Below are 23,383 nucleotides of genomic sequence, written 5' to 3' on the forward strand. Positions count from 1 at the left end.
ACGCGGGGCGCGCAGCAGCTTTGCCGGTCAGCTCTTCAGGGCATGGTGAGGTGGAAGTGGGGCTCGGCGCTCTTGCGCTCGTCCATGAGCGTGACGCCGGGCTCCTTCTTGATGGCGTCGCGGAGGGCCTGCTCCATGGGGCCCACCATGTCCCAGGAGCGGACGTCGACGGCGCCGGCGCGGAGGTGCTTGGAGATGTACACGCCGCGGGCGACCTGGGCCTCGATGATGTCCTTGATGGTGCGGACGAGGCGCTTGCGGGTGTGCTCCTGGGCGACGCCGGCGCGGTAGGCAGCGCGGATCTCGCCGACAGCGGCCTTGTTCTCGTAGAGGAGCACGATGTCCTCGCCGCGCTTGAGCTTGTCGACCATCAGCTCTGCCTGGCGCTGAGGAGGGCGGTAGCCGCCGGTGACGACCAGGCGCTTGCGGGTGGCCTTGTAGTAGGAGGCGGCGATGCGCTTGAGGCGCTCGGCGTTGGGGTCGGTGAGGCGGAGGTCGCGGGCGAGCACCTCCATGTGGGCGTTGCCGGCGACCTGACGCACCGGCTCGGGCTCGCCACCTTCGAGGATGCGCAGGGCGGCGATGTCGGTGAGGTCGCGGCAAGCCACGCAGACGCCGGCCTGGTTGATGCCCTTGGTGAGGGAGACGTCGAGGATCTCGATGGCGCCGCTGCGGGTGGTGAGCTCGACCCGCATGGCGCGGGTCTCGGGGTAGGCGCTGCGGATGTCGAGCTGGATGACGGGCTTCGCAGGGTCGGAGGAGGGCTTCGCGGGGGCCTCATCAGCAGCTCCCTCGGAGGGGAGGACCTCGTCGTCGGCGGTGAGCGCGGTGAGCGCGGTGAGCGCGGTGAGCGCGGTGAGCGCGGTGAGCGCGGTGGGCGCGGCGGGCGCATCCGCCGTGTGGGGCACGCTGGGCGCGTCAGCCGCGTCGGGCGCAACAGGCGCGTCGGGGAGCCGGCAGGTGCGGAATTCGAGGCGGTCGTTGGGGGCGGCGAGGGCACGCCACGACGAGCACTGGCGGGCATCCGCCGCCGTGGCTCCACCTTCCAGGGTCAACGCTCCCAGGACCACGCCCGCGGCCGCGCACCACGCTGCCCATCGCTCACGCACGACGCCGTACCTCCGCAGGGTTCGGCGGAACCCTGACGATCGCTGTCGCGCGGGTGCCACGTCGTGCGAAAGGCGTCAAGGGACGCAGGGGCAGCCGCACGCGCTGGACAAGGCGAAATGCGGCTTTATGGAATGCGCGCAGATGAAGACAGGTGAAGAAACGATGAGCAGCAATCCCTCTCCCCTCGGTCCGCAGGATGTCATCGATGTGCGCGCGGTGTTCCCGAAGGTCAACGCGCGGCTCCTGGAGCTGCTCGAAGGGCTCGCGCCCGGGGACTGGCTGCGGCCCACGGTGCACCCGACCCGGGAGGTGAAGGATCTGGTGGCGCACCTGCTGCACGGAGACGTGCGGCGGCTGTCGATCCACAGGGACGGATTCGCGCTGCCGACGCCGCCGATCCGGGGGGTCGCGGATCTGACGGAGTTCATCCAGTCCGACAACCGGGAGTGGATGGCAGGGATGCGGCGGGTGAGCCCGCGCATCCTGACGGAGCTGGTGAGGCAGTTCGACGGCGAGTGCCTGGCGTTCCTCGAAGGGCTGGACCCGATGGGGGAGGCGATGTTCGCGGTAGCGTGGGCCGGGGAGGAGCGCTCGCGCAACTGGTTCGACGTGGCGCGGGAGTACACGGAGAAGTGGCACCACCAGCAGCAGCTCCGGGAAGCGACAGGAAGGCCCTCCCTCTACGAGCAGGAGCTGTTCGCGCCCGTGCTGGAGACGTTCGCGCGGGGGTTGCCGTTCGCGTACCGGGAGGTGACATGCGCGCCCGGGACGAAGGTGTCGATCGTGGTGACAGGGGCCGTGGATCTCTCGTGGACGCTGCGGCGCGAGGTGGAGGGGTGGTCGCTGTGGCCGTCGACGGACGCCGGCGCAGCGGCGGTGGCGTCGATCGACGCCGACAAGGTGTGGCGCATCTGGACGAAGGGGATGACGCCGCTCGAGGCCGATCAGTGTCTGTCGGTGGTGGGGGAGCGCGCGCTCGCGGAGCCGGCACTGAAGTTCGTGGCGATCATGGCGTGAGCGCGATGCGGGGCCGACGAGCGCGTTGCGATCAGCAGGCGACATTCGGGGGATTCCTCAGGGCTTCAGGAATGCATCCAGAAAGACGTTAGGGAGTTGCCCCAGCAGCATCCGCAGGGCGCTGCAGTTGGCGGTAAAAACCGCAGATCTTGCGCGATCGCGCGACCTATTCACTGGACGAGGGACACGTGACGTCTACGCTCGATGGAGTGAGGACGGGCGATCTACTGGGCCGACGCTTCCGCGTGGATGCGCTGGCCGAAGCAGGTGGGATGGGCGCCGTGTACCGCGCCCGGGACCTGCTGACGGGGGAGCAGGTGGCAGCAAAGGTGCTGCTGGATCCCTCGCCCGTGCACCTGGCCCGCTTCGAGCGGGAGGCGGCGCTCCTCTCGCGGTTGTCGCACCCGGGCATCGTCCGGCACGTCGCCTACGAGGCGCCCGCGGATGGGACGCCGTACCTGATCATGGAGTGGCTGGATGGGGAGGATCTCGCCCATCTGCTCTCGCGGCGGAAGCTCTCGGTCGACGAGACGGTGGAGCTGGCGGTGCGGGTGGCGTCGGCGCTGGAGACGGCGCACACGCGGGGGATCATTCACCGTGATCTGAAGCCGGGGAACATCTTCCTGGTGGGGGGGCGGATCAACCAGCCGAAGATCCTGGATTTCGGGATCGCGCAGCCGACGGGGAACGACAGGCTGACGGGGGCGGGCTCGCTGATCGGGACGCCGGGGTACATGGCGCCAGAGCAGGCGCGGAGCGGCGACGACATCGGCACGCCGGCCGATGTGTTCGCGCTGGGGTGCGTGCTGTTCGAGTGCCTGACGGGGACCAGGCCGTTCCAGGCAGACCACGTGATGGCGCTCCTCGCCAGGATCATCTTCGAGGAGGCGCCGCGGGTGTTCATGCGCTGCCCGGAGGTGCCGGAGTGGCTCGACGATCTGGTGGCGCGGATGCTGATGAAGGATCCGGCGCGGCGCCCCGCCGATGGCGCGGCGCTGGTGGCGGAGCTGGCAGCCCAGGAGGTGGTGGAGGCGCCGGTGTCGTTCGCGCCGGTGTCGGCGATCACCGGGAGCGAGCGGAGGTTCCTGGGGGTGGTGGTGCTGGGGCGCCAGACGGCGGCGCCGGCAGACGTGACCATGCCGGACTCGGGCGCGGCCATGCCGGCCAGGGATCTGCAGGACATCGCGGCGATGTTCGAGGCGCGGCTCGAGCTGCTCGCGGACGGGACGGCGGTGTTCTTCGTCAGTCATCCGACGGTGCCCACCGACATTGCGGCGCGCGTGGCGCGGTGCGCGCTGGCGCTCGCGGTGTACGCGCCAGGTCGGCCGATGGCGATGACCATCGGCTGGGGGGAGATCGGGCTGGGGCTGCCGGTGGGGGACGCGATCGAGCGGGCAGGGTCGCTCCTCCGGCGGGGCGGGAAGCCCACGGGGCGGGGGCCGCAGATCCTGTGCGACGAGGGGACGGCGGCGCTGCTGGAAGCGCGCTTCACGGTGGCGAAGACGTCCGAGGGGATGATGGCGCTCCGGGGGGAGCGGGCGCAGGACGAGATCTGGCGGCCGCTGCTGGGGAAGTCGACGCCGTTCGTGGGCAGGGATCACGAGCTGCGGCTGCTCGAGCAGACCTTCGCGTCGTGCGTGGAAGAGCCGATGGCGCGGGTGGTGCTGGTGACGGGGCCAGCAGGGATGGGGAAGTCGCGCCTGCTGCAGGAGCACATCGGGCGGCTCCGCGAAGGCGTGACGCGGGGAGAGCCGCCAGCGGAGGTGTGGATCGGGCGGGGCGATCCGCTGCGGGCCGGGTCGACGGGTGGGCTCCTGGCCGCGGCGCTGCGGGGGGCGGCAGGGATCCGGGGGAGCGAGGCGCTGGCAGTGCAGCAGACCCGCGTGCAGGCGCTGGTGGCGCGGCACGTGGCGACCCAGGAGCAGGGGCGGGTCGCGGAGTTCCTGGGGGAGCTCATCGGGGTGCCCTTCGACGATGAGGAGAGCCTGCCGCTGCGGGCGGCGCGGCAAGATCCCGACCTGCTCGGGGAGCAGATGCTGCGGGCGCTCAGGGACCTCTTGCGGGCGACGTGCGCGGCGACGCCGCTGGTGCTGATCCTGGAGGACGTGCACTGGGCCGACCGGGCGTCGGTGACGATGGTGGAGGCGGTGCTGCGGGAGCTCGCGGATCAGCCGCTGCTCGTGCTGGCGTCGGCGCGGCCGGAGGTGGACGAGATCTTCCCGCAGCTCTGGGCAGAGCGGGGGCGGCAGGCGATGCGGCTCGGGCAGCTCTCGCCGAAGGCAGGGACGCGGCTCGCCACGCAGGCGCTCGGGGAGGGCGCGGAGGCGGGGCTGGTGGAGCGGGTGGTGGCCCAGTCCGAGGGGCACCCGTTCTTCCTGGAGGAGCTGATCCGGGCGGCCGCCGGGGGGCAGGTGGACGCGCTGCCGGTGTCGGTGGTGGCGATGGTGCAGGTGCGGCTGGAGGCGCTCGATCCGAAGGTGCGCCTCGTGCTGCGCGCGGCGAGCGTGATGGGGCAGGTGTTCTGGCGGGGAGCGGTGGAGCACCTGGTGGGGAGCGAGGGGGCGGCGCACGTGCACGCGTGCCTGGCGGCGCTGGTGGACCAGGAGATCTGCGTGCGGCACCGGCAGAGCCAGTTCTCGGGCGAGGAGGAGCTGGCGTTCCGGCAAGGGCTCCTGCGGGAGGGGGCGTACGCGCTGCTCACCGAGGAGGACCGGGCGCTCGGGCATCGGCTCGCGGCGGAGTGGCTGGAGGGGGCCGGGGAGGCAGACCCGCTGGTGCTCGCGGCGCACCTGGAGCGGGGCGGGTTCCCGGCGCAGGCCGCGATGTACATCCTGCGGGGGGCGGAGCTGGCGAGCGCGCGGCAGGCGTACCTGGACGCGGAGCGGTGCTACGAGCGCGCGGCGGAGGTGCTCGAGCCGCTGCCGATCGGGGCGCAGCGCGGGCGCGGGCTGACGCGCTTCAGGCTGGGGCGGCACCGGGACGCGGTCGCGGCCCTGCGGGCGGCGCGGGAGACGGCCGCGGCCGAGCAAGAGATCGGGGCGGAGCTGGAGCTGCTCCTCGACGAGGCGATGGTGCTCGACTGGATGGGCGAGTACCGGGAGGCGGAGGCGCTGGTGTCGGCCGCGCAGAAGCGGTCGTCGCGCGTGGTGTCGCCACTCCTGCGGGCGCGCCTGCTGCTCGGTGTGGGGCGCTCGCTGCACCGCGCGAGTCACCAGGAGGACGCGGCGGCAGTGCTGAGGCTCGCGGTGGAGCAAGCCGAGGCGCTCGGCGATCAGGGGTACGAGACGCACCTCATCGCGCAGCTCCTGCTGGGGTTCATTCTGCCCATGCTGGGCCGGGTGGACGAGGCAGCCCAGGCGCTCGACGAGGTGATCGCCCGCTGCGAGGCGCGCAGCGATCTGCTGCACCTCGGCGCGGCGCTGAGCAACCGGGGGCTGGTGCGGGGATACCGGGAGGACCGGGAGGGGATGGTGTCAGACTTCGAGCGGACCGTGGCGCTCGGGCGAGAGCTGGGGCAGCCGGCGCTGGAGCTGGTGGGGCGCTACAACCTCGCCGAGACGCTGTTCCTGATGGGCGATCTGGAGGGGGCAGACCCGGAGGTGCGGGCGGTGCGGGCGATGGCCGCGCGCTCGGGGGACCTCCACCCGCCCGCATCGGTGGTGCTGCTCTGGGCACGGCTGAGGCTCCTGCAAGGAGACGAGGAAGGCGCGCTCGCGATCGCAGCTCAGGTGCGGGCGGCGGAGTCGGAGGCGGGGCAGGCGCTGTCACCGTCGGAGGAGGTGTTCTGCGCGATGATCGAGCTGTCGGCAGGACACGGGACCTCGGCCGCGTGGGACGCACTGGAGGCGCGATCGACCTACTGCTCGGTAGGGCAGGAGCGGGTGGAGGTGCTGGAAGCGCGGGGGCTGTCGGCCATGCGGCGGCGGCACCGGGGCGAGGCGATCAAGCACCTGGAGCGCGCGCTCGCGGCCGCCGCGACGACGCCGACGGTCATGGGTAACCGGCTTCGCAGGTGGCTCAGCGACATCGTGGGCGCGACGACCGTGACCTCCTCGGGGCGCTCACACCGCGCGACATCGACATCGGCAGCCTACAACCGCTGACGACGTACCAGCATCTATCCCTCAAGCACCTGTCCCATTTCTGTACGGAATCTGGCGCGCGCGCAGTGGCGGGTCACTTGCAGCACGTCAGCCTCCGCAGGGGGCCCCCACAGGAGATTGCAAGAATCATGAAGCTTACCTGGATGTCCCTTCTGTCGGCTGGCGCGATGGTCGTCTCGGGATGTGCCGGAGACATGGATCCTCTGGAGGACGCGGAGGACGCGGACCTCGGCGAGGCCATGGGCGCGCTGGTGGGGGACAATGCGCTCAGCCTCAATGCCCTCAGCCTCAATGCCCTCAGCCTCAATGCCCTCAGCCTCAACGGGCTGAGCGCGCAGAACCTCCAGGCCCTCCAGGCTCCAGGACTGGTGGGACAGTACTCGCGGCAGTTCATGCGCTACGCCGTGGGGTGCGCGTTCTCCAGCCACATGTCGTTCTCGATTCCGTGGACCGACGCGAGCGGGGTGGTGCACCAGGAGACGTACCAGGGACAGCTCGGGCTCCTCGACAAGTGGAGCGAGGGTCCGCTGGATCTCGCCGGGCAGCGCATCGTCTCGGCATGCCTGGCGGCGCGGGTGAATCTCTACGGGGTGCAGGTGGCAATCTCGGTGCGCTCGCCCCAGAAGTCGCTCAAGAAGATCACGCTCGACGAGCTGACGAACTTCCCCGAGGTGGAGGGCGCGTTCTGGGGCAACCTGTTCGTGCCTCAGCCTTACCTGTACGCCTGTTACAAAAGCTCGACCGTCAGCAACTCGCGCGCCTGGCAGCGGGCCTGCGCGACGGGCTACCTGAGCGAGGACGGGACGCTGGCGTCGTGCGGGCCCATTCACATCGCCGGGGCCTGCGAGGACGTGTGCAACACGCTGAAGTCGCCAGAGAACTTCTATCCCGAATGCAAGGAGCGCCCCGACACGACAGGCCCGGCCAAGGTGAAAGAGGTGATCACGACGGCGTTGCCCTGAAGGCGCGTCGGGGAGCGAGGGCCGAGGACGCCAGAGGGCACAGGGTGCTGTGCGGGAGCGAGAGAGCGATGCGGACGACAACGGCGCGGGCGATGACGACCTGGGTGCTGATGGGCTGCCTTTCGGGGCTCGCAGCCTGCGGTGGCGAGGGGGACGAGGAAGACGACCTCGCGGAGGGCGGGGCGTCGGAGGCATTGATGGGCGACAATGCGCTCAGCCTCAATGCGCTCAGCCTCAATGCGCTCAGCCTCAATGCGCTCAGCCTCAATGCGCTCAGCCTCAATACGCTCAGCCCGGAGAACCTCGGCGCGCTCCTCGACCCCACCCCCGCCGGCGGGCTCTCGCGGGAGCTTGCGCGCTACCTGGTGAGCTGCGCGCTCGAAGACGGTCAATCGCTGGATTTCACGTGGGCCGGTGTGGACGGGGTGGTGCACGAGGAGTCGCTCCCGGGGCGGCTCGGGCTGGCGCCCAGGTGGGCATCCAAGCCGCTCGATCCTCCGAGCCAGCGCCTCGTGTCGGCGTGCGTGGCGGCACGGGTCAATTTCTATGGGCAGCCGGTGACGATATCGCTTCGGTCGTCGAAGAAGCCGCTCAAGACCTCAGCGTGGAGCGAGGAGGTCTACACGTATCCCGCCATCGAGGGGGCGTTCTGGGGCAACCTCTTCGACCGGGAGCCGGCTCTCCATGCCTGTCACCACACCTGGAACGTCTCGCATTCGCGGTCCCGGAAGCGCGATTGCGCGGCGGGTCACGAGGGGGAGGACGGCGAGATCCTGGAGTGCGGGCCCATCCGGATCGTGGGGTCGTGCGCGCTGAACTGTCAGCCGTTGAGCACGGGCTGGTACTATCCGGGGTGCCTGGAACGCCCCGGGAGCAGCCTCAAGGTCACGAAGGAAGTGATCACCACCGCCTTGCCTTGACACGGTGAGGACGCGGTGGGCCACGCCGTACCGGGGAACTTGGCCGGGGTGGGGCGGCCATGCATAGTCGAGGGGATGCGGATGCGACCCCTGATGCTCTCTGCCATGGCCGTGCTCGCGACGGCGGTCGCGGCGTGCGGCGGGACCCCGCCAGCACCCGTTCAGGCAACCGCGCCCCCGGCAGCGAAGCCGACCGCGGCGCCGGCGGCTGCAGTGGTCCCCCCCGGACATGTGGCGCGGGCCGCCCTGGATGAGGTGCTGCTGCAGGGGCCTCCGTGGGTGCTGCGACGGGTGGCGGTGGAAGAGGTCATCCGCGGGGGGAACTTCGTGGGGTGGAAGCTCAACGGGCTGCCGCCGGCGTGGGGCGAGGCGCCGCTCAAGGTGGGGGACGTGGTGATGCGGGTGAACGGGCAGGCGCTGGAGCGGCCCGATGATCTGTTCACGGTGTGGAAGGGGCTGACGACGGCCAAGGAGATCCGGATCGCCTACGAGCGGGACGGCAAGGAGGCCGAGGCGACGATGCCGGTGGTGGGGGAGCCGTCGCCAGAGGTGGTGAGGGCGATCGAGCAAGGCAGGCCGGCGGCGACGCAGCGGTCGGCGCGGCGGAAGGGCGTGACGGTGATCGAGGAGGGCGGGGCGAGCGGCGAGGACGAGGAGAGGTAGGAAGAGCGGGGGGCGTGGCCGCGGGGAGACGGGGGGGTGAGGGGGTGAGGACCGCGTCAGGCGCGGGCAGTCAGCGCTGGGCGGCGAGGCCGAAGACGCCGGTGGAGGTGCCGATGTTCATCTGGGAGCCGCCTCCGAGATCAGTGCGCATCCACTCGCCGAAGAGGTAGATGGCGCGCAGGCCCGTGGCGTCTTCGAGGGCGTGGGAGCCGCCGGAGTCCAGCCAGTTCAGGGAGAACATGCCGCCGAGGGCGAGGTGGGTACCGAGGCTGGTGCCGCGCCCGACGACGCCGTCGAAGCTTGCGGAGCTGTCGCCGGAGCTGGCGCTCCACAGGCCCCAGCCGAAGCCGAACTTGGCGTAGGGGACGATGGGGATGTCGACCTCGCGCATCAGCGCGTCCACGCGCAGGACCGCGGAGGCGTGCATGGGCATGATCCAGAGCGAGGTGTCCTGGCTCGAGGGGCCTCCGCCGCCAGCGATCTGGGCGACGGCGCTGGCCCAGGTGTATCCCCAGCCGACGGTGGGTCCGAGCACGCCGAGGTAGGGGATGCGGAACGGGAGCCAGTCGATCTCCAGGCCCACATAGAACTGCGGGTTGGTGTTGAAGACGTCGGCGTAAGGGGTGGCGGCGCCCTCGAACTCGTCGTCGATGTGGGGAGAGTAGAGGCCGAAGCGCGCCTCGAAGGCGAACCTGGAGTAGGAGAAGAAGGCGTCATCGCTCTCCACCCGGTTCGAGCGGCGCCACTCACCCCCGAAGCGGCTCTTCTGGGCCGAGGCAGTCCCCGTGAGGAGCAGGGCGGCGCCGACGAGGAGGCCGCTCGCGGCGAGGCGCAGACCGAAGCTCATCGTGCGTCACCTTTCCTGGTGCTCCGCGTGGACCGCTGCATCCGTCGAAGCCCAAGCGCGAGGCCGGCGACGCCGAACGCGCCGAGCGCGATGCCGAGACCGCGGGGAACGGCGGGGCCGTGCGCGCTGCAGAAGCCGCCGCCAGCCAGCCCCCCGGCTTCCCGGTAGACCTCGAAGAAATCGTCCACGTTCCTGGGCTTGCCGCAGACCACGTCGGAGAGGACACCGATGTTGCCGATGTCGTCATACGCGGCCACGGCGATGCGGTAACAGGTGTCGTTGTTGAGGGGCTGGACTTCGCCTTCGAACCCTGTGGTGCTGCCGCAGGAGAGATCAGCCGCGGCTTCCGGGGAGAGCCTCCTGCCTTTCACGAGCGCCTTCGAGGTACAGGCCTCAGCGGTACCCGCGCATGCAGGGTCATCGGCCGCTCCCGGGGTCGACGCACCGCCGCTGCCCGAGGTTCCCCCCGCGCCTGCGGCCCCGGCTCCGCTGTTGCCCGCACCCCCGTTCCCCCCACTGCCACCGGCGCCGGCAACGCCACCTGCACCTCCGCCCCCCGCTGCCGCGGCGCCCCCATCACCACCGCTACCCCCACCACCCGTGGCAGCGGCACCTCCGTCCCCTCCGCTGCCTCCGGCGCCTCCGTCTCCTCCGCTGCCGCCTTCGCCTCCGGCAGGGGCTTCCGCGCTGCCGTCGTCACAGAAGAACCTGAAGCCGGCGCGATCCGTCTCATCGGCGAGCGTCTGATAGCTGACGATGAGCCGCTTCTCGCCGATCCCGGCCTCGAGGTTGACAGGGGCGAGGGGACCACGCAGATCGACGGCCGTCTGCGTCCACTCCGTGGACGTCACGCTTTCCGCCTGCGCGGACGTGTACCGCATGAAGAACAGCCTCGCCGGGAACGGCTCGGTGTTGCTGTCGCTCCCGCTGTTGCAGCTTTCGCTGCCGTGAACGGCACTGACGATCTTCTTGGCGCTGAGCGGGACCTTCGTGCCTGCCTGCTGCGGGTTGGCGTTGCTGTACAGCTCGACGCAAGTGGCAGAGGCGCCTGTCCTCTCTTCCTTGAGCGTGCAGTCCGAATCCTGGCTGCCCCAGACCGAGAAGATCTCGTTCGCGGCGAGGCCGGGGAGGTCCACCGTGAACGTGAAGTCGTTGTCCCTCAAGCAGTCGGAGTAGCTCACGTAGTACGGGTAGGACTGCTGAGGTCGCGTCTCCACGGTGCGCTCGATCCCCGTGGGGCGAATGGTGACCTGCGCGTGGGCCGTGGCCAGGCCTCCGGAGATCGCGGCGGCCACAGCAGACGCCGCGCAGAGGCGCCGCAGAGAAGTCGCTCCCCTCCCCCTTCTCGACCCGTCGAACCGCCCTGAGACTGTCATCGCTGGTCCTTTCAGCATACCTCGTGCCAGACAGCAAACCTCTTCGGCGCTCCGCTCCATGACCCGCCACGCGCATTTCCACTGACGAGGTGGCGCGCGAGAGGCCCCGGACGCGCGCGTCGTTGCCAAGTTGGCAGGAGGCTGCGGCTGGGACCGGCGATCGGCAGGGGAGCACCGTCCGATCCGGCCTTCTGCCCCACAGGCGCACGCGGCCAGGACAGGACTTCCGTTCTCTGGTGGGGATGAACTTCACCAAAAGTCGACTAACTTGTCACGTTCCGTTGACTTCCAGGTCGAGCCTTCCCCCTCCGTCCGCCTCCGGTGCTGCACGTCCGAGAGGATCCTTCGAGCGCACGCCGGTGTCGCTGCGCCCCAGCATGTCGCTGCGCCCGCCAGAGCCGAACGTGCGGCGGGCCGAGGCGCTCGGGATCCGGCTCACGCCGGTGGAGCTGGAGCGAAGCGCGCTCCTCTTCGCGCTCCTGTTCCTGGCAGCGCTGCTCCTCGTCGTGGGGCGCACCGCGCGCGATGCGCTGTTCCTGACCCGCTTCCCGGTGAGCTGGATCGGGCCGATGTGGATCGTCTACGGCGTGGCTTCGTGCGCGGTGAGCCTGGTGTACGCCGCCATCGCGCCGCGTCTGCCGCGGGCGCGGTTCACGATCGCCTTCTCGATCTTCGCGGCGGTCACCTACGCGATCCTGCGGATCCTCATCGGGCAGGAGGTCCGGGCGGCGTACGTGGTCTTCAACGTCTGGTCGGAGATCATCGCCAACTTCACGGCCGTGCTGGTGTGGGGGATCGCGCAGGATCTGCACGATCCGCGCAGCGCGAAGCGGCTCTTCGGGCTCATCGGGCTGGGGCGGATCGCAGGGACCGTGGCGTGCGGCTTCGGGGCCGGCGCGGCGGTGTCGTTCCTGGGGACCGAGAACCTCATCTTCATCCTCATCGGCGCGCTCCTCGCGGTCGCGTGGCTCACCCGGGTGCTCGCGGCGCGCCACCCGACGCCGGCGCAGCACCCGGAGCAGGCGATCGAGGAGCGCCTGTCTCGCACGCCGGTGTGGCACTCGCGCTATGCGCTCTCGGTGGCCCTGTTCACGCTGCTGCTCTTCGCGGTGCTGACCATCGGGGACTACCAGTTCAAGGCGATCGCCACGGTGGCGTACCCGGAGCGCGATCGGCTCGCGACGTTCATGGGGTTCTTCTACGGGGCGGTGGGCACGCTGAGCCTGGCGGTGCAGTTCGTCATGCCCTGGCTGATGTCGCGCTACGGGGTGCTCGGGGCGCTGGTCGCGATGCCCGCCGCGTTCGTCACGGCCACGGCGGCGCTGCTTATCTCGCCTTCGCTCCTCATCGCGTCCGTGCTCAAGGCGAGCGACACGGGGCTGCAGTTCACCGTGCACGACAGCGCGACGCAGCTCCTGCTCTTCCCGTTCCCGCAGTCGCTGCGGGAGCGGGTCCGGACGCTGGCCTCGGCGGTGGCGAAGCCGCTCGGGTGCAGCGTGGGCGCGACGCTGCTCATCCTGGTGACCTCGTCGGCCCCGGCAGCGAACGTGGGCGAGGGGTTGATCCGCTCGGCCGCGCACCTGGGGCTGCTCTCGCTGCCACTCGGGTTCGTGGTGCTCGCGCTCACGCCGCGGCTGCGGCAGGGGTACATCGAGGCCATGCGCCGCACCCTGATCCGGCGGGGGATCGGGGGCGAGGACGTGGTGGCCGGGCCCCAGACGAGGGCCATCTTCGAGGAGGCGCTGGGGAGTTCGGACGCGCCCCAGGTGCTCTTCGCCATGGACCAGCTCCGCGCTCTCGCGCCAGGGGTGCTGGCGACGGCGATCCCACGCCTGGTCCGGCACCCTTCGGCGCAGGTGCGCTCCACGGCGCTGCGGCTCCTCGGAGAGATGGAGGGGATCGAGGGGGGGCCGGGCCTGGCGCGGGCAGCGCTCAGGGACGAGGACGAGGCGGTGCGGGTCGCCGGGGTGGAGGCGCTCTCGGAGCTCCTGCGCGAGGACGCGCACGAGGAGCTGGTGACCTTGACCAAGGGGGAAGACCACGCGACGCAGGCGGCGGCGATCGCGGCGCTGATGCGGCACGGGGGGCTCGACGGGATGCTCGACGGGGCGCCCAGGCTGCGCGAGCTGCTCGACAGCCCTAACGCGCGGAGCCGCATCGCCGCGGCGCGGGCCATGGGGATGGTGGGGCAGCAGTCGCTGCAGCGGGCGCTGGCGCGTCTCCTCGGGGACGCGGATCCGGAGGTGCGGCGGGAGGCGGTGAAGGCGGCGTGTACGGTCGCCGATCCGCGGCTCACGCCGCTGCTGGTGGGGGCGCTCGCGGAGCGGGGGCTGTCGCGCGTGGCAGGCCGCGCGCTCACCGCGATCGGGGCGTCGGCGATCCCGGACCTGGCCGAGCGCCTCTCGGATCCGGCGACGCCGCGTGAGGCGAGGCTGGCGATCCCGCGCATCCTCGCGGGGTCCTGCGCGCCGGAGGCGCTCGAAGCGCTGGTGGGGCGCATCGGCGAGCCGGACGAGGCGGTACGCCAGAAGATCCTGGCGTCGGCCTCGCGGCTGCGGCTGACGCTCAAGGCGCCCGCCGTGCCCCGCGCGATCGTGATGGATCAGGTGGGGCGCGAGCTCGATGAGCACCAGCGCACGCGCGACGGTTACCTGGCGGCGCGGCCCACCGTCGCGGGGCCGCTGCTCGATCAGCACCTCCTGCGGCGCCTGCGCAAGGGGCTGATCCGGGCGCTCCGGCTGTGCGAGCTGAGCTACCCGCGCGAGGAGGTCGCGCTGGCGCGCAGTCACGTGCTCGGCGCGGATCCGGCGCTCCGGGCGAACGCTCTGGAAGTGCTCGATGCGCTCCTCGAACGGCCGCTGTTCGAGCGGTTGAGCAAGCTTCTGGAGGAGCTGGTGGAGCTGCGCGCCGGGGGGCTCGCGGCGAGGCGTGGGGCCGGCGCGGGGACCGAGGCCGGGGGGCTCGCGCAGACGGGCGGGGGACACGCGAAGGCCACGGCGTGGGTGCAGGCAGAGGTCGCGCGCGGTGAGCCGTACAGTGCGGCGCTCGCGCTCGATGCTGCGGCCCGGCGCGGGCTGAAGGGGGTGGCGCAGGACGCCCTCGGGGCGACGAAGCACCCCGATCCGCTGGTGCGCGAGGCGGCCGCGATCGCCGTGGCGGCGCTCCTGCCCGAAGGGGGGCGCGAGCGGCTCGCCGAGATGCTCCGGGACGATGACGCCGTGGTGGCCCGGTACGCGCAGTACTGGGCCGAGACGGGGAGCGTCGGGCTCGACGAAGAGGACACCATGTACACCACCATCGAGAAGATCCTGTTCCTCCAGCGGGTGCCGCTGTTCGCCGGGGTCGCCGGGGACGACCTGGTGGCGCTCGCGCGGGGCTCGATCGTGATCTCCCTGCGCAAGGGCGACGTGATCTTCCGGGAGGGTGAGGCCGGGGGCTCGCTCTACTCGATCGTCGCCGGCTCGGTCGTCCTCACCACGAAGGGGCGCGAGACCTCCCGGCTCGGGCCCCGCGATGTGTTCGGGGAGATGTCGATCCTCGATCGTGATCCGCGCACGGCGACGGCGACTGTCACGGAAGACGCGGAGCTGCTGCGCGTGTCGGCCGAGGATTTCCACGAGGCCGTCCACGACACGGTGGAGATCGCCGAGGCGGTGATCCGGGTGCTGAACCGGCGGCTGCGCGAGGCGGATCGGCGGCTCGCGGAGGCCCAGCCACAGGCAGCGGTGCCCCCGAGGGAGCCGGCGAACGAGGCGGCAGGGTCACCGCCAGGGACGGCGGCGCAGCCGCAGGAAGGGCAGGCGCGGGAGCCGTCGCTCGACGAGCACGACCTGGAGTGAGATCGGGGCGCGATCGCGTCAGCGCGGGACGGTGATCTCGACGACGCCGGCCTTGAGGTCCTCACGCAGCTCCACCTCGTAGCGGCTCTGGTCGAGGTAGCCGGCGCGGAGCACGAGCAGGATGGCCCTGGCGCGCTCGTCCGCCGCCTGGGCGCTCACGCCTTTCGTGCCGATGCCGATGGTCACGTGCGCGATCCGGGGGTTGGCGCGGACGGTCGCGGCGACCTCCTCCAGGGCGGCGCGGGCGTCGCGCGAGAGCGCAGGGCCGTCGACCACGAGCGGGGGCTCCATCTTGAAGCGGTCGCCTTCGAGGCGGGCGTAGCGGGGGCACCCGAAAGGCGCGGCGCCCGGCTCACGCGGGCACCCGTCGAGCGGATCGGGGACGGTGTCGTTGTCGCCGTCAGGGCAGCCGTTTGCGCGGGGATCGGGGTGCTTCACGCCCGGGCGCTCCCGGCATGCGTCCTCCTCGTCGCGCACGTCGTCCGAGTCCTGGTCGCGCACCGGGCAGCCGCGCAGGGAGGGGTCCTTGCTGTCCGGCCCGGCCTCGGCAGGACATGCATCCTGCGCGTCGAGCACGCCGTCGAAGTCGCGGTCGGATGGGGTCCGCGCCCTGGTGCGGGGGCCGCTGGATTTCGCGCTGCCCACCACCCCCACGGTGAAGACGCCCCGCAGCTCACCCGTGCCCGCGGCGTTGCCGAACACCGGGCCGCCCGCGAGGCCGAGGCGTACGGCGCCGAGCTTGAGCCGCATGGCCGCGAGCGCTTCGACCGCGATCTGGGCGTGGTGAGAGGCATCGGGCCGCTCGTCCATGAGCACCACCACCGAGGGCTCGACGCCCAGGGAGAATGCTGGGACCGGGAGGACGTGCACCGCGAAGGCTGCGGCTGCGCGATCGCCGTCGCGGAGCGTGAAGAGCCCGGGCGCCACGCTGATCATGCCGCCGCAGAGCACCGGGCCGGCCTCGCAGGCCACCCCGACGTCGAGCTCTCCGCGCAGGCGCTTGTCCGACATGAAGGTGCCCTCCGAGCCCACCGGCACCCAGACCCGGCCGCCGAGCAGCAGGTCGAAGGTGCCGCGGTCCAGGACCCGGGCATGCAGCCCGAAGCGCGGATCACCGAGGCCTGCCCCGCTGGCCGGCGAGATCTGCTGACCCGCATAGGAGATGGGACGATCGCCCTCGCCTGCGGTGTACACGGCGAAGGGGACGCTGAGGTCGAGCGAGACGACGCCGCCTGGCGTGACCGAGGCGCCGACCCGCGCGAGCACCGCATGACGCACCGGGTCACCCAGCGCGACCTCGCCTTCCGCGCTGTCCACCCCGGCGGCCCTGACCGGCCTCGAGGCGTACTCCACGCTCGCCGAAGCGGCGAACTCCACGGCGTCCTCGTTGGGAGTGTGGGGCGACTCGGCGCGGATGAAGTGGCTCTCCGGAGAGGCGGGCTGCAGGACGTCGAGGCGCACCCCTTCCCGCACCGGCGCCGCGCTCGCCGCGCTCGGCACGCTCGGCACAAGAGACGCGACCAGGACCGACGCCAAGATGCCCCCGCTGAACGACCGCATGAAGAGGTCACCTTACAGCGACGCGCCCACGGGGCGAAAGTGTCGGCGAAGTAGGCGCTTCCGCGCGCCGCGACGCGCCGCGAGGAGTTCGCCGCCGACGGCGGTTCGCACCCTGCAGCGTCCACCGGGATCGGCCGAAGGGAATGCTCCTTGCAGCGTGCACGGTGCTGAGAAGCAGGCTGGGCGCAGGAAGACCCCCCACTTGCGCTGGCTTTCCCCTGGAGGACGACCCATCATGAACCCGATGTCTCCCTTTGCCCGCATCCTCTGTGTTCTCGGAGCTGCCGTCGCGATGGTCGTCGGGGCCGAGGGGGCGCACGCACAGGACCTCCCCGCTGGCTACGCGAACGACACGCCGGGTGCAGCAGGTGAGACCGCCGATTCACAGCGCCTTGTGGCACAGCCGGCCCAGGACGCGATCGGCGACGAGTACTTCCAGGACGACGACCCGAGCGCGCTGACCGACTTCGAGGAGCCCCTCGCGCCCTACGGAGACTGGGTCGATGACGGCACCTACGGCACCGTGTGGGTTCCCTCTGCGGACTACGTGGGGTCCGACTTTGCGCCCTACCAGACGGCAGGTCACTGGGCCCTGACGGACCAGGACGAGTGGATGTGGGTCAGCGATTACGACTGGGGCTACATCCCGTTCCACTATGGCCGCTGGGTATGGACGGGGGGATACGGGTGGGCGTGGATCCCGGGCCGCGTCTACGCGCCGGCGTGGGTCGTGTGGCGCACCGGCGACTATGGATACGTCGGGTGGGCGCCGATGCCGCCGACCTTCTACTGGTCCGCCGGGCTCGCGGTGTCGCTGTGGGCCGTGCCGCGCGCCGCCTACGTGTTCTGCCCGACGAGCTACGTCTTTCATCATCACGTGACGACCTACGTGGTCCGCGATCGCACCGTGGTGCAGCGGGTCGCGGCCCACACCAGGCCTTACCGCCCGGCAGCAGCCTCCGCAGGTGGCAGGTCGCCAGCGCGCCCCGGCGCCTCCGCGGGGCATGGCGGGACCGGTCGGCCGGGATCTTACCGGCCCGCGTCGCCCTCGCTGTCCGAGGCCCGCGTGTCCGCCAAGGCAGTGCCCAAGGCGCGCGTCACTCCCGACAGCCGTGCCATGGGCTTCGCGCGCCGGAGCACCACTCCGCAGGCGAAGGCGCTGGCTCCGAACAGGCGCAACCAGCCCGGGATGCAGCTCCAGCCGCGCGGCGGCGATGCGCGCGACGCCTTCGGCCGCCTCCCGCAACGTGCCCCTGGCTCCCAGCCGCAGCTCGGCGGTGGGGCACGCGGATCCTCCCGGGGCCCGGAGCGCATCAATCCCCAGGGCGGCTTCGAGCAGCGCGGCCCGCAGCGCGTGGCGCCGAGCACGGGTGGGAGCGGCTCGCGCGTCCCCTCCACGCGGCAGCCAGGCTTCTCGGGGAACCCGGGCCGGATGTCGCGACAGCCGACGCCCACGTTCCGCACCCCGGACTCGAGCCGGGGCAGCTCCATGCCCACGCGCGCCCCCTCGGCGAATCAGCCACGGTTCAGGGCACCGAGCGCGAGCCCCTCGCCTTCGCGCGTCTCCCCTTCCCCGTCGCGCATCTCTCCCTCTCGCGCGACGCCCTCGCCGCGGGTCTCCCCCTCACCGCGGGTCTCCCCCTCCCCGCGGGTCTCCCCCTCGTCGGCGCCTCGCAGCTCCGGGATCCGCGCGCCCAAGGCCTCTTCGGCCCCCAAGGCGACGCATTCATCCTCCAAACCTTCGAGCGGGAGCCGGCGCAGGTAGCGCTGGCCCGGTTCATGCTTTACACCTGAGTATCCCGAATCTGAGGAGCAGGTCCCATGGCTTTTCCTTCCGATGTTGTGAAGCGACGTTCACCAGGGCTGTGGACAATCCTTCTCGCCACGGCCGCGTTCGGTCTCGGTGGCTGCGTCATCATCGAGGGCGAGCACGGTGATAGCTGGGACGATGGTGGCGATGTCGCCACGCCCCCGCCGGTGGCGACGGATCCCATGCTGATGAGCATCCAGACCGACGCCACGGTCAGCGCCGAGCCGGGTGAGGGCGTCGGCGTGTTCGTGGAGTACGCGACCGACGGCCTGTGGCGCGTCTGGACGACGTGCGACACCAACCACTCCGATCTGGTCTGCCTTTTTGACATCTTCGTCTCCGTCGAGGTCGGCGCGGAGCTCATCGACCTCGGGGGCGTGAACCTCGAAGGTCGCGACCAGGCGACCCTCTACGACGAGGGGGTAGCGTACCTGCAGACCTCCACGGCGTCCGATGTGGACGAGATGGAGGTCGTGACAACCCCGGGCGCCATCGTCCGCCTCGAGGCTTACCTTGACGGAGTGGCACAGCCCCGGTTCATCTTCTGGCAGGGCGAATGGGAGGGGGAGGAAGTCCTCCACCAGGGGGCGCCTTCCCATCCCGTCGATTTCGAGCCCCTCACGCCCTGAAGCGGCGTCAGGTCAGGCCCTCGGACCTCGCCAAACTGGCAGACGACGGCAGCCGACAGCAGACGACGACAGCCGACGACACAAGCGACTCCCGCCGGCTGCCCACATACCGCACGCTCAGGGCGTGGTCTTCGCGCCGCTCGGCTGACCCTCCACATCCCAGACCACCGGCTCGCCGAGCTGCAGGGCCTTGAGCTGCGGCTCGATCTGCGCCCTCGGGCCCACCACCACCACCGTCGCGGCGCGCGGGTCGACCGCGGAGGCGAGTTCCGCGAGCTGGGCCAGCGTGGACTTCTGCCGCGCCTCGGTCGCCGTGGCGTCGTGGGCAGGGGGGAGGCCCAGGAGCGCCAGCGTCGCGAGGCGCTGGGCTGTGCGGCCCGTGGTCTCGTAGTTCTCCACGAGATCAGCGCGATCCTGGGCGCGGACCTTGGAGAACTCCTCGGGCGTCAGGCCCGCGTCGGCCATCTTGGTCAGCTCCCCGATCATCTCCTTCAGCGCCGGTCCCGTGGCCTCCGCCACCACGGCAGCCCGCGCCAGGAACGCGCCCTGGCCCCGGGTCTCGGTGAACGCGGAGCCCGCGCCGTAGGTCCACCCCTTCTCCTCGCGCAGGTTCTGGTTCAGGCGCGAGGTGAAGGAGCCGCCGAGGGCCGTGTTGATGAGGTCGAGCAACGGCGCGCGCGGGTCGCTCGCGGGGACGCCGCTGCGCATGACCATGATCATCGACTGCGGCGCCTCGGACCTGTCGACGAGGAGCAGCCGCGGCGGCTTCCAAGAGGTGCTCGCGGTGGGGACCACCTCCGGCGGTGCTGCCTTCTTCGGCGCCTTCCAGCCCGCCAGATCGCGGTCGAGGGCCTTCAGCACCTCGTCCTTCGTGATGTCACCGACCACGACCAGCGTCGCCCGATCGGGCCGCCACGTGGCCTGATAGAACGCCTTCAGATCGGGCAGCTTGATCTTCTGCGCGTCCGCGATCAGCCCATCGGACGGGTGGCCGTAAGGCGTCCCCGGGCCATAGAGCGCCGCGCCCGAGACGACCCGCGCCACCTGCGCAGGATCATCGCCGCGCTTGCGGAGGCCGTTCTGCCAGAGATCGCTGACGCGCTTCCACTCCTTGGGGTCGAAGCGCGGCCGCGCCACGACGTCGGCGAAGATCGAGAACGCAGGGTCAAAGTTCTTCTTCAGCACGGTGAGCGCGGCGATGCTCCCGTCGACGCGCGCTCCCAGGCTGAGCGTGGCGCCGAGGTCGTTGACGGCGCTGGAGAGGTCGACCGCGTCACGCTTCCCGGCCCCCTCGTCCATCATGTCGGCCGTGATGTAGGCGAGGCCCGCAGCGCCCGCTGGATCCGAGGCCGAGCCATAGGGAATTGAGAGCGACACCGAGACGAGGGGCAAGGTGTGCCTCTCCAGCAGCCACACCTTGATCCCGCTCCTGGACTCGAAGACCACCGGAGCCGGGGGCGTGAACACCTTCGCCGAGGGCAGCTCCGGCCTGGGCCCGAGCGCGTCGGGCTTCTCGGCCGAGCCGGCGGCCTTGCCGCGGTCCGAGGTGGGCGTCTTGCCGGCGTCGGGCGTCGCTGGCGGCGGGGTCGTGGACGGCGTCCCCCCGCAGGCAGCCGCCCCTCCCAGGAGCCCGGCGCAGAGCGCGGCGCGCAGCACGGTGTGGCGGATCATCGCGCCCCTCCCTTGCCCTGAGCGGCGGGCACCACGTGCAGGATCACCCGCGCGTTCGGGTCGAGCGAGGCCTTGGCCTGCTGCTGCAGCGACTGCAGCGTCACCGCCCGGTAGCGGTCGAGATCGCGCTCCGCGTAGCCCGGATCGCCGCGGTAGCTCTCGTACTGGTTCAGGATCATCGCGCGCGCCATGGTCGACTCCAGCCGGCTCACGAAGGCCGTTTCGTACTGATTCCTCGCCCGGTCCAGCTCCTTCTGCTGGACGGGCGTCGTGCGCACCTTGTCGAGCTCCGCGTCGATGGCGGCCTCGATCTGCGCGAGGTCCACGCCAGGCCGGGCGATGGCCTCGACGACGAAGCGCGAGCCGAGCTCCCCCGAGAGCTGCATGGCGGTGACCTCCTGGGCGAGCGGCTTGTCGTAGACGAGCGCCTTGTACAGCCGGCTGGCCTTGCCCTCGTCGAGGATGGTCGCGAGCAGGTCGAGGTCGGCGTCCCCCGACGCGTACTGCGCGGGGCTGTGCCAGGCCATGATCACCTTGGGGAGCTGCACGTTGTCCGTGAGCGTCTCGCGGACCACCCCCTTCAGCGTCACGGCCGGCGCCGCGGGAGCAGGCGGCACCTTCCCCGCCTGGATGCCGCCGAAGTACTTCTCGATGAGCGCCTTCGTCGCGGCGGGGTCGATGTCCCCTGCCACCACCAGCGAGGCGTTGTTGGGCACGTACCAGCTCCGGAAGAAGCCCGTCACGTCCGCCACCGTGGCCGCCTGCAGGTCCTCGTGGGAGCCGATGACGGGGTGGTGGTAGGGGTGACCGGGCGGGTACATCAGCTCCGGCAAGCGCAGCTCGACCTTGCCGTAGGGCGTGTTCTCCGAGGTCTGCCGCCGCTCGTTCCGCACCACGTCGCGCTGCGCGTTGAGCTTGGGCAGGTCCATGTCGTCGGCGAGGGACGAGAAGCGGTCGGCCTCCATCCAGAGGAGGAGCGGCAGCGCGTGCGCCGGCGCGACGTCGTAGTAGTCGGTGCGATCCTCGCTGGTCCAGGCGTTGTTCCAGCCCCCCTCCGCCTCCATCCAGGCGTCGAAGCGCTTGGTGGGGACGCGCTCGGTCCCCATGAACATCAGGTGCTCGAAGAGGTGCGCGAAGCCGGTGCGCTTCGCCTCCTCGTGCCGGGAGCCGACCTTCACCATGGTGTTCACCGCGACCAGCGGGAGGGTGTGATCCTCGTGCAAGATCACCGTGAGCCCGTTGGGGAGCGTGTACCGGGTGAAAGGGACGTCGAGCCGGGGCGGCTTGGCCGGGGCCGGGAGATCGGCCTGCGCCGCAGGGGGGGCAGCGAGCGCGGCGAGCGCGGACGCGGCGAGCGCGGGAGCGAGGAGCGCACGAAGACGCCTGTGGACAGCCATGGGCGCGAGCGTTGCCACGCCCGCCGGGGAATGCAAGCGGGGCGAGACCCCCGGAGGGCCCACCGGCCAGGGCGCCGACCGCCGGGACCCCGTGAGAAGCCGCGGAAACAGCGCCTTCAGTCGGTCGGGACGCGCCGCGCCAGGAAAACTCCAGGGAGAGAAGCCACGAACGCGAGGCCGAAGAAGACCGTGAAGCCCACGCGCTCCGCGAGGAACCCGCTCACGCTTCCGATCGCGGTCGCGGGCAGCGACATCAGGGCGCTGGCCACGGCGAAGTGCGAGGCCTTGTACTCGCCAGCGCAGCGCCGCATCAGGAACACCATGAGCGCCGCCGTACCCACCCCTGCCGCGAGCTGCTCGACGATGACGATCCCGCCCACGAGGGGGAGCGAGGGGCGGAGCCAGGCGAGCACCGCGAAGAGCGGGATCGCGAGGCTCTGGAGCAGCGTGATCGGGAGCAGCGCGCGCCTGAGCCCCCAGCGCGAGACGGCGAACGCCCCGAGCATGGACCCGCCGATGGAGGCGACGATGCTCGGCATGTTGAGGAGGCCACGCGCCGCGAGGTCCAGGCCGAGCCACTTCAGGAACGGCGTGGACACGGAGAACATCATCGCGTCCCCCGCCCGGTAGAGGACGATGAACGCGAGCACGGGCGCGATCTGCGGCTGCCGCACGAAGGACTTCAGCGCCGCGAAGTAGCTCGGCCGCGACGCAGGCCGCGCGCTCGCCGGGTGCGGGAGGATCGCCGCGTGCAGGCCCGCGATCCCGAGGATCAGCGCGCCAGCCGCGACGAACGCCCACCGCCACGAGGTCACCGCGGCGAGCGTCACCAGCACGCTCCCGCCGACGAGGAGCGCCCCCCGGTAAGCGCCGACCCGCACCCCGGTGAGCCGGGTCTGGGCGTCCTTGTGGAGCGCCTGCAGGTAGAAGCCATCGACCGCGATGTCGTGGGTCGCCGCGAGCAAGGCCACCAGCGCGAAACCTCCCGCCACGAGCCCGAGCGCTCCGTCGCCCGCAGGCCACGCCAGCGCCATCACCGCAAGCCCGATCAGCACCTCGGTCGCCAGCAGCCACCGCCGGCTGGTGCTGTGGACGTCGAGCAAGGGGCTCCACAGGAACTTGCTGTTCCAGGCCAGCCCGTAGAGGGAAAGGAGGCCGATGATCCCGGTGCTCGCGTGCGCCGCCGTGAAGAACTCCGAGGCAAACTTGTGGACGATGGCGTAAGGCAGCCCCTCCGCAAAGTAGCTGCTCACCACCCACGACAGCGCGGCCGCGCTGCCCACGAGCGGCGCCGCCCCTGCAGCCCCGGATGCCGTTCCCGCGGGATCCCCGGCCTGCCCGGACCCGCGCGCTTCCCCTGCCCCCGCCGCAGCCCCCGCCCCTGCCCTCTCCCCGGCGCCCACCGCAGCCTCCCCACCTGCCGCAGCCCCCGCCTTCCCCCGCGCGGCACCCTCCCCTGGCGTGGCCTCCCCCCCGCCC

15 protein-coding genes are annotated in these 23,383 nt (G+C 71.4%); 8 read left to right on the forward strand and 7 right to left on the reverse strand.

Annotated elements, in window-relative coordinates; genetic code table 11:
• Positions 1 to 35: 35 nt before the first annotated feature.
• Entirely contained in the window at positions 36 to 1,109 is a 1,074-nt protein-coding gene (locus tag CAP_RS51025) for a hypothetical protein (protein ID WP_156041213.1), read from the reverse strand.
• Between the two features lie 163 nt (positions 1,110 to 1,272).
• Here CAP_RS51025 and CAP_RS28280 point away from each other — a divergent pair, with 163 nt between their 5' ends.
• The 5 genes from CAP_RS28280 (at position 1,273) to CAP_RS28300 (ending at position 8,775) form a co-directional block, all read left to right on the forward strand.
• Entirely contained in the window at positions 1,273 to 2,127 is an 855-nt protein-coding gene (locus tag CAP_RS28280; protein WP_044246750.1) for a maleylpyruvate isomerase N-terminal domain-containing protein, read from the forward strand.
• Between the two features lie 188 nt (positions 2,128 to 2,315).
• On the forward strand, positions 2,316 to 6,230 hold the full coding sequence (locus tag CAP_RS55205) for a serine/threonine-protein kinase (protein WP_269324706.1): 3,915 nt from the start codon (positions 2,316 to 2,318) through the stop codon (positions 6,228 to 6,230).
• Positions 6,231 to 6,358: 128 nt separating this feature from the next.
• Complete coding sequence (locus tag CAP_RS28290) at positions 6,359 to 7,192, forward strand: hypothetical protein (RefSeq protein ID WP_052376176.1); 834 nt, start codon at positions 6,359 to 6,361, stop codon at positions 7,190 to 7,192.
• Between the two features lie 68 nt (positions 7,193 to 7,260).
• On the forward strand, positions 7,261 to 8,112 hold the full coding sequence (locus CAP_RS51030; RefSeq protein WP_156041214.1) for a hypothetical protein: 852 nt from the start codon (positions 7,261 to 7,263) through the stop codon (positions 8,110 to 8,112).
• 81 nt (positions 8,113 to 8,193) lie between these two features.
• The gene (locus CAP_RS28300; protein WP_156041215.1) at positions 8,194 to 8,775 is read left to right on the forward strand and encodes a serine protease; all 582 of its coding nucleotides are present in this window, start codon (positions 8,194 to 8,196) and stop codon (positions 8,773 to 8,775) included.
• A 70-nt stretch (positions 8,776 to 8,845) separates the two neighbouring features.
• Here the strand turns inward: CAP_RS28300 and CAP_RS28305 are convergent, their stop codons facing one another.
• Together CAP_RS28305 and CAP_RS51035 are read right to left on the reverse strand one after the other, a co-directional pair.
• Entirely contained in the window at positions 8,846 to 9,622 is a 777-nt protein-coding gene (locus tag CAP_RS28305) for an MXAN_2562 family outer membrane beta-barrel protein (protein ID WP_044246712.1), read from the reverse strand.
• Positions 9,619 to 10,917 carry a hypothetical protein gene (locus tag CAP_RS51035; RefSeq protein ID WP_052376179.1) on the reverse strand — a complete coding sequence of 433 codons (1,299 nt, stop codon included), beginning with the start codon at positions 10,915 to 10,917 and terminating at the stop codon, positions 9,619 to 9,621. Before CAP_RS51035 ends, CAP_RS28305 begins: the two co-directional genes overlap by 4 nt.
• Before the next feature lie 440 nt (positions 10,918 to 11,357).
• Here CAP_RS51035 and CAP_RS28315 point away from each other — a divergent pair, with 440 nt between their 5' ends.
• A complete protein-coding gene (locus tag CAP_RS28315) occupies positions 11,358 to 14,837 on the forward strand; it encodes an Npt1/Npt2 family nucleotide transporter (RefSeq protein ID WP_052376181.1) in 3,480 nt (1,159 codons plus the stop codon).
• Positions 14,838 to 14,855: 18 nt separating this feature from the next.
• On the opposite strand, the gene CAP_RS28320 is transcribed toward CAP_RS28315, so the two are convergent.
• Positions 14,856 to 16,397, reverse strand: a complete 1,542-nt coding sequence (locus tag CAP_RS28320; protein ID WP_044246713.1) for a thrombospondin type 3 repeat-containing protein — start codon at positions 16,395 to 16,397, stop codon at positions 14,856 to 14,858.
• A gap of 235 nt (positions 16,398 to 16,632) precedes the next feature.
• Between CAP_RS28320 and CAP_RS28325 the strand changes: the two genes are divergently transcribed.
• On the forward strand, positions 16,633 to 18,162 hold the full coding sequence (locus CAP_RS28325) for a DUF6600 domain-containing protein (RefSeq protein ID WP_044246714.1): 1,530 nt from the start codon (positions 16,633 to 16,635) through the stop codon (positions 18,160 to 18,162).
• A gap of 56 nt (positions 18,163 to 18,218) precedes the next feature.
• A complete protein-coding gene (locus CAP_RS28330; RefSeq protein ID WP_044246715.1) occupies positions 18,219 to 18,836 on the forward strand; it encodes a hypothetical protein in 618 nt (205 codons plus the stop codon).
• 117 nt (positions 18,837 to 18,953) lie between these two features.
• On the opposite strand, the gene CAP_RS28335 is transcribed toward CAP_RS28330, so the two are convergent.
• The 3 genes from CAP_RS28335 to CAP_RS28345 form a co-directional block, all read right to left on the reverse strand.
• A complete protein-coding gene (locus tag CAP_RS28335; protein ID WP_044246716.1) occupies positions 18,954 to 20,507 on the reverse strand; it encodes a M16 family metallopeptidase in 1,554 nt (517 codons plus the stop codon).
• A complete protein-coding gene (locus CAP_RS28340; protein WP_044246717.1) occupies positions 20,504 to 21,904 on the reverse strand; it encodes a M16 family metallopeptidase in 1,401 nt (466 codons plus the stop codon). The genes CAP_RS28335 and CAP_RS28340 overlap by 4 nt, the downstream gene beginning before the upstream one ends.
• 116 nt (positions 21,905 to 22,020) lie before the next feature.
• On the reverse strand, positions 22,021 to 23,383 hold a 1,363-nt coding region (locus CAP_RS28345; protein WP_306413905.1), incomplete at its 5' end, for an MFS transporter.

Origin of the sequence: Chondromyces apiculatus DSM 436, assembly GCF_000601485.1 — a bacterium.
GTDB lineage: Bacteria > Myxococcota_A > Polyangia > Polyangiales > Polyangiaceae > Chondromyces > Chondromyces apiculatus.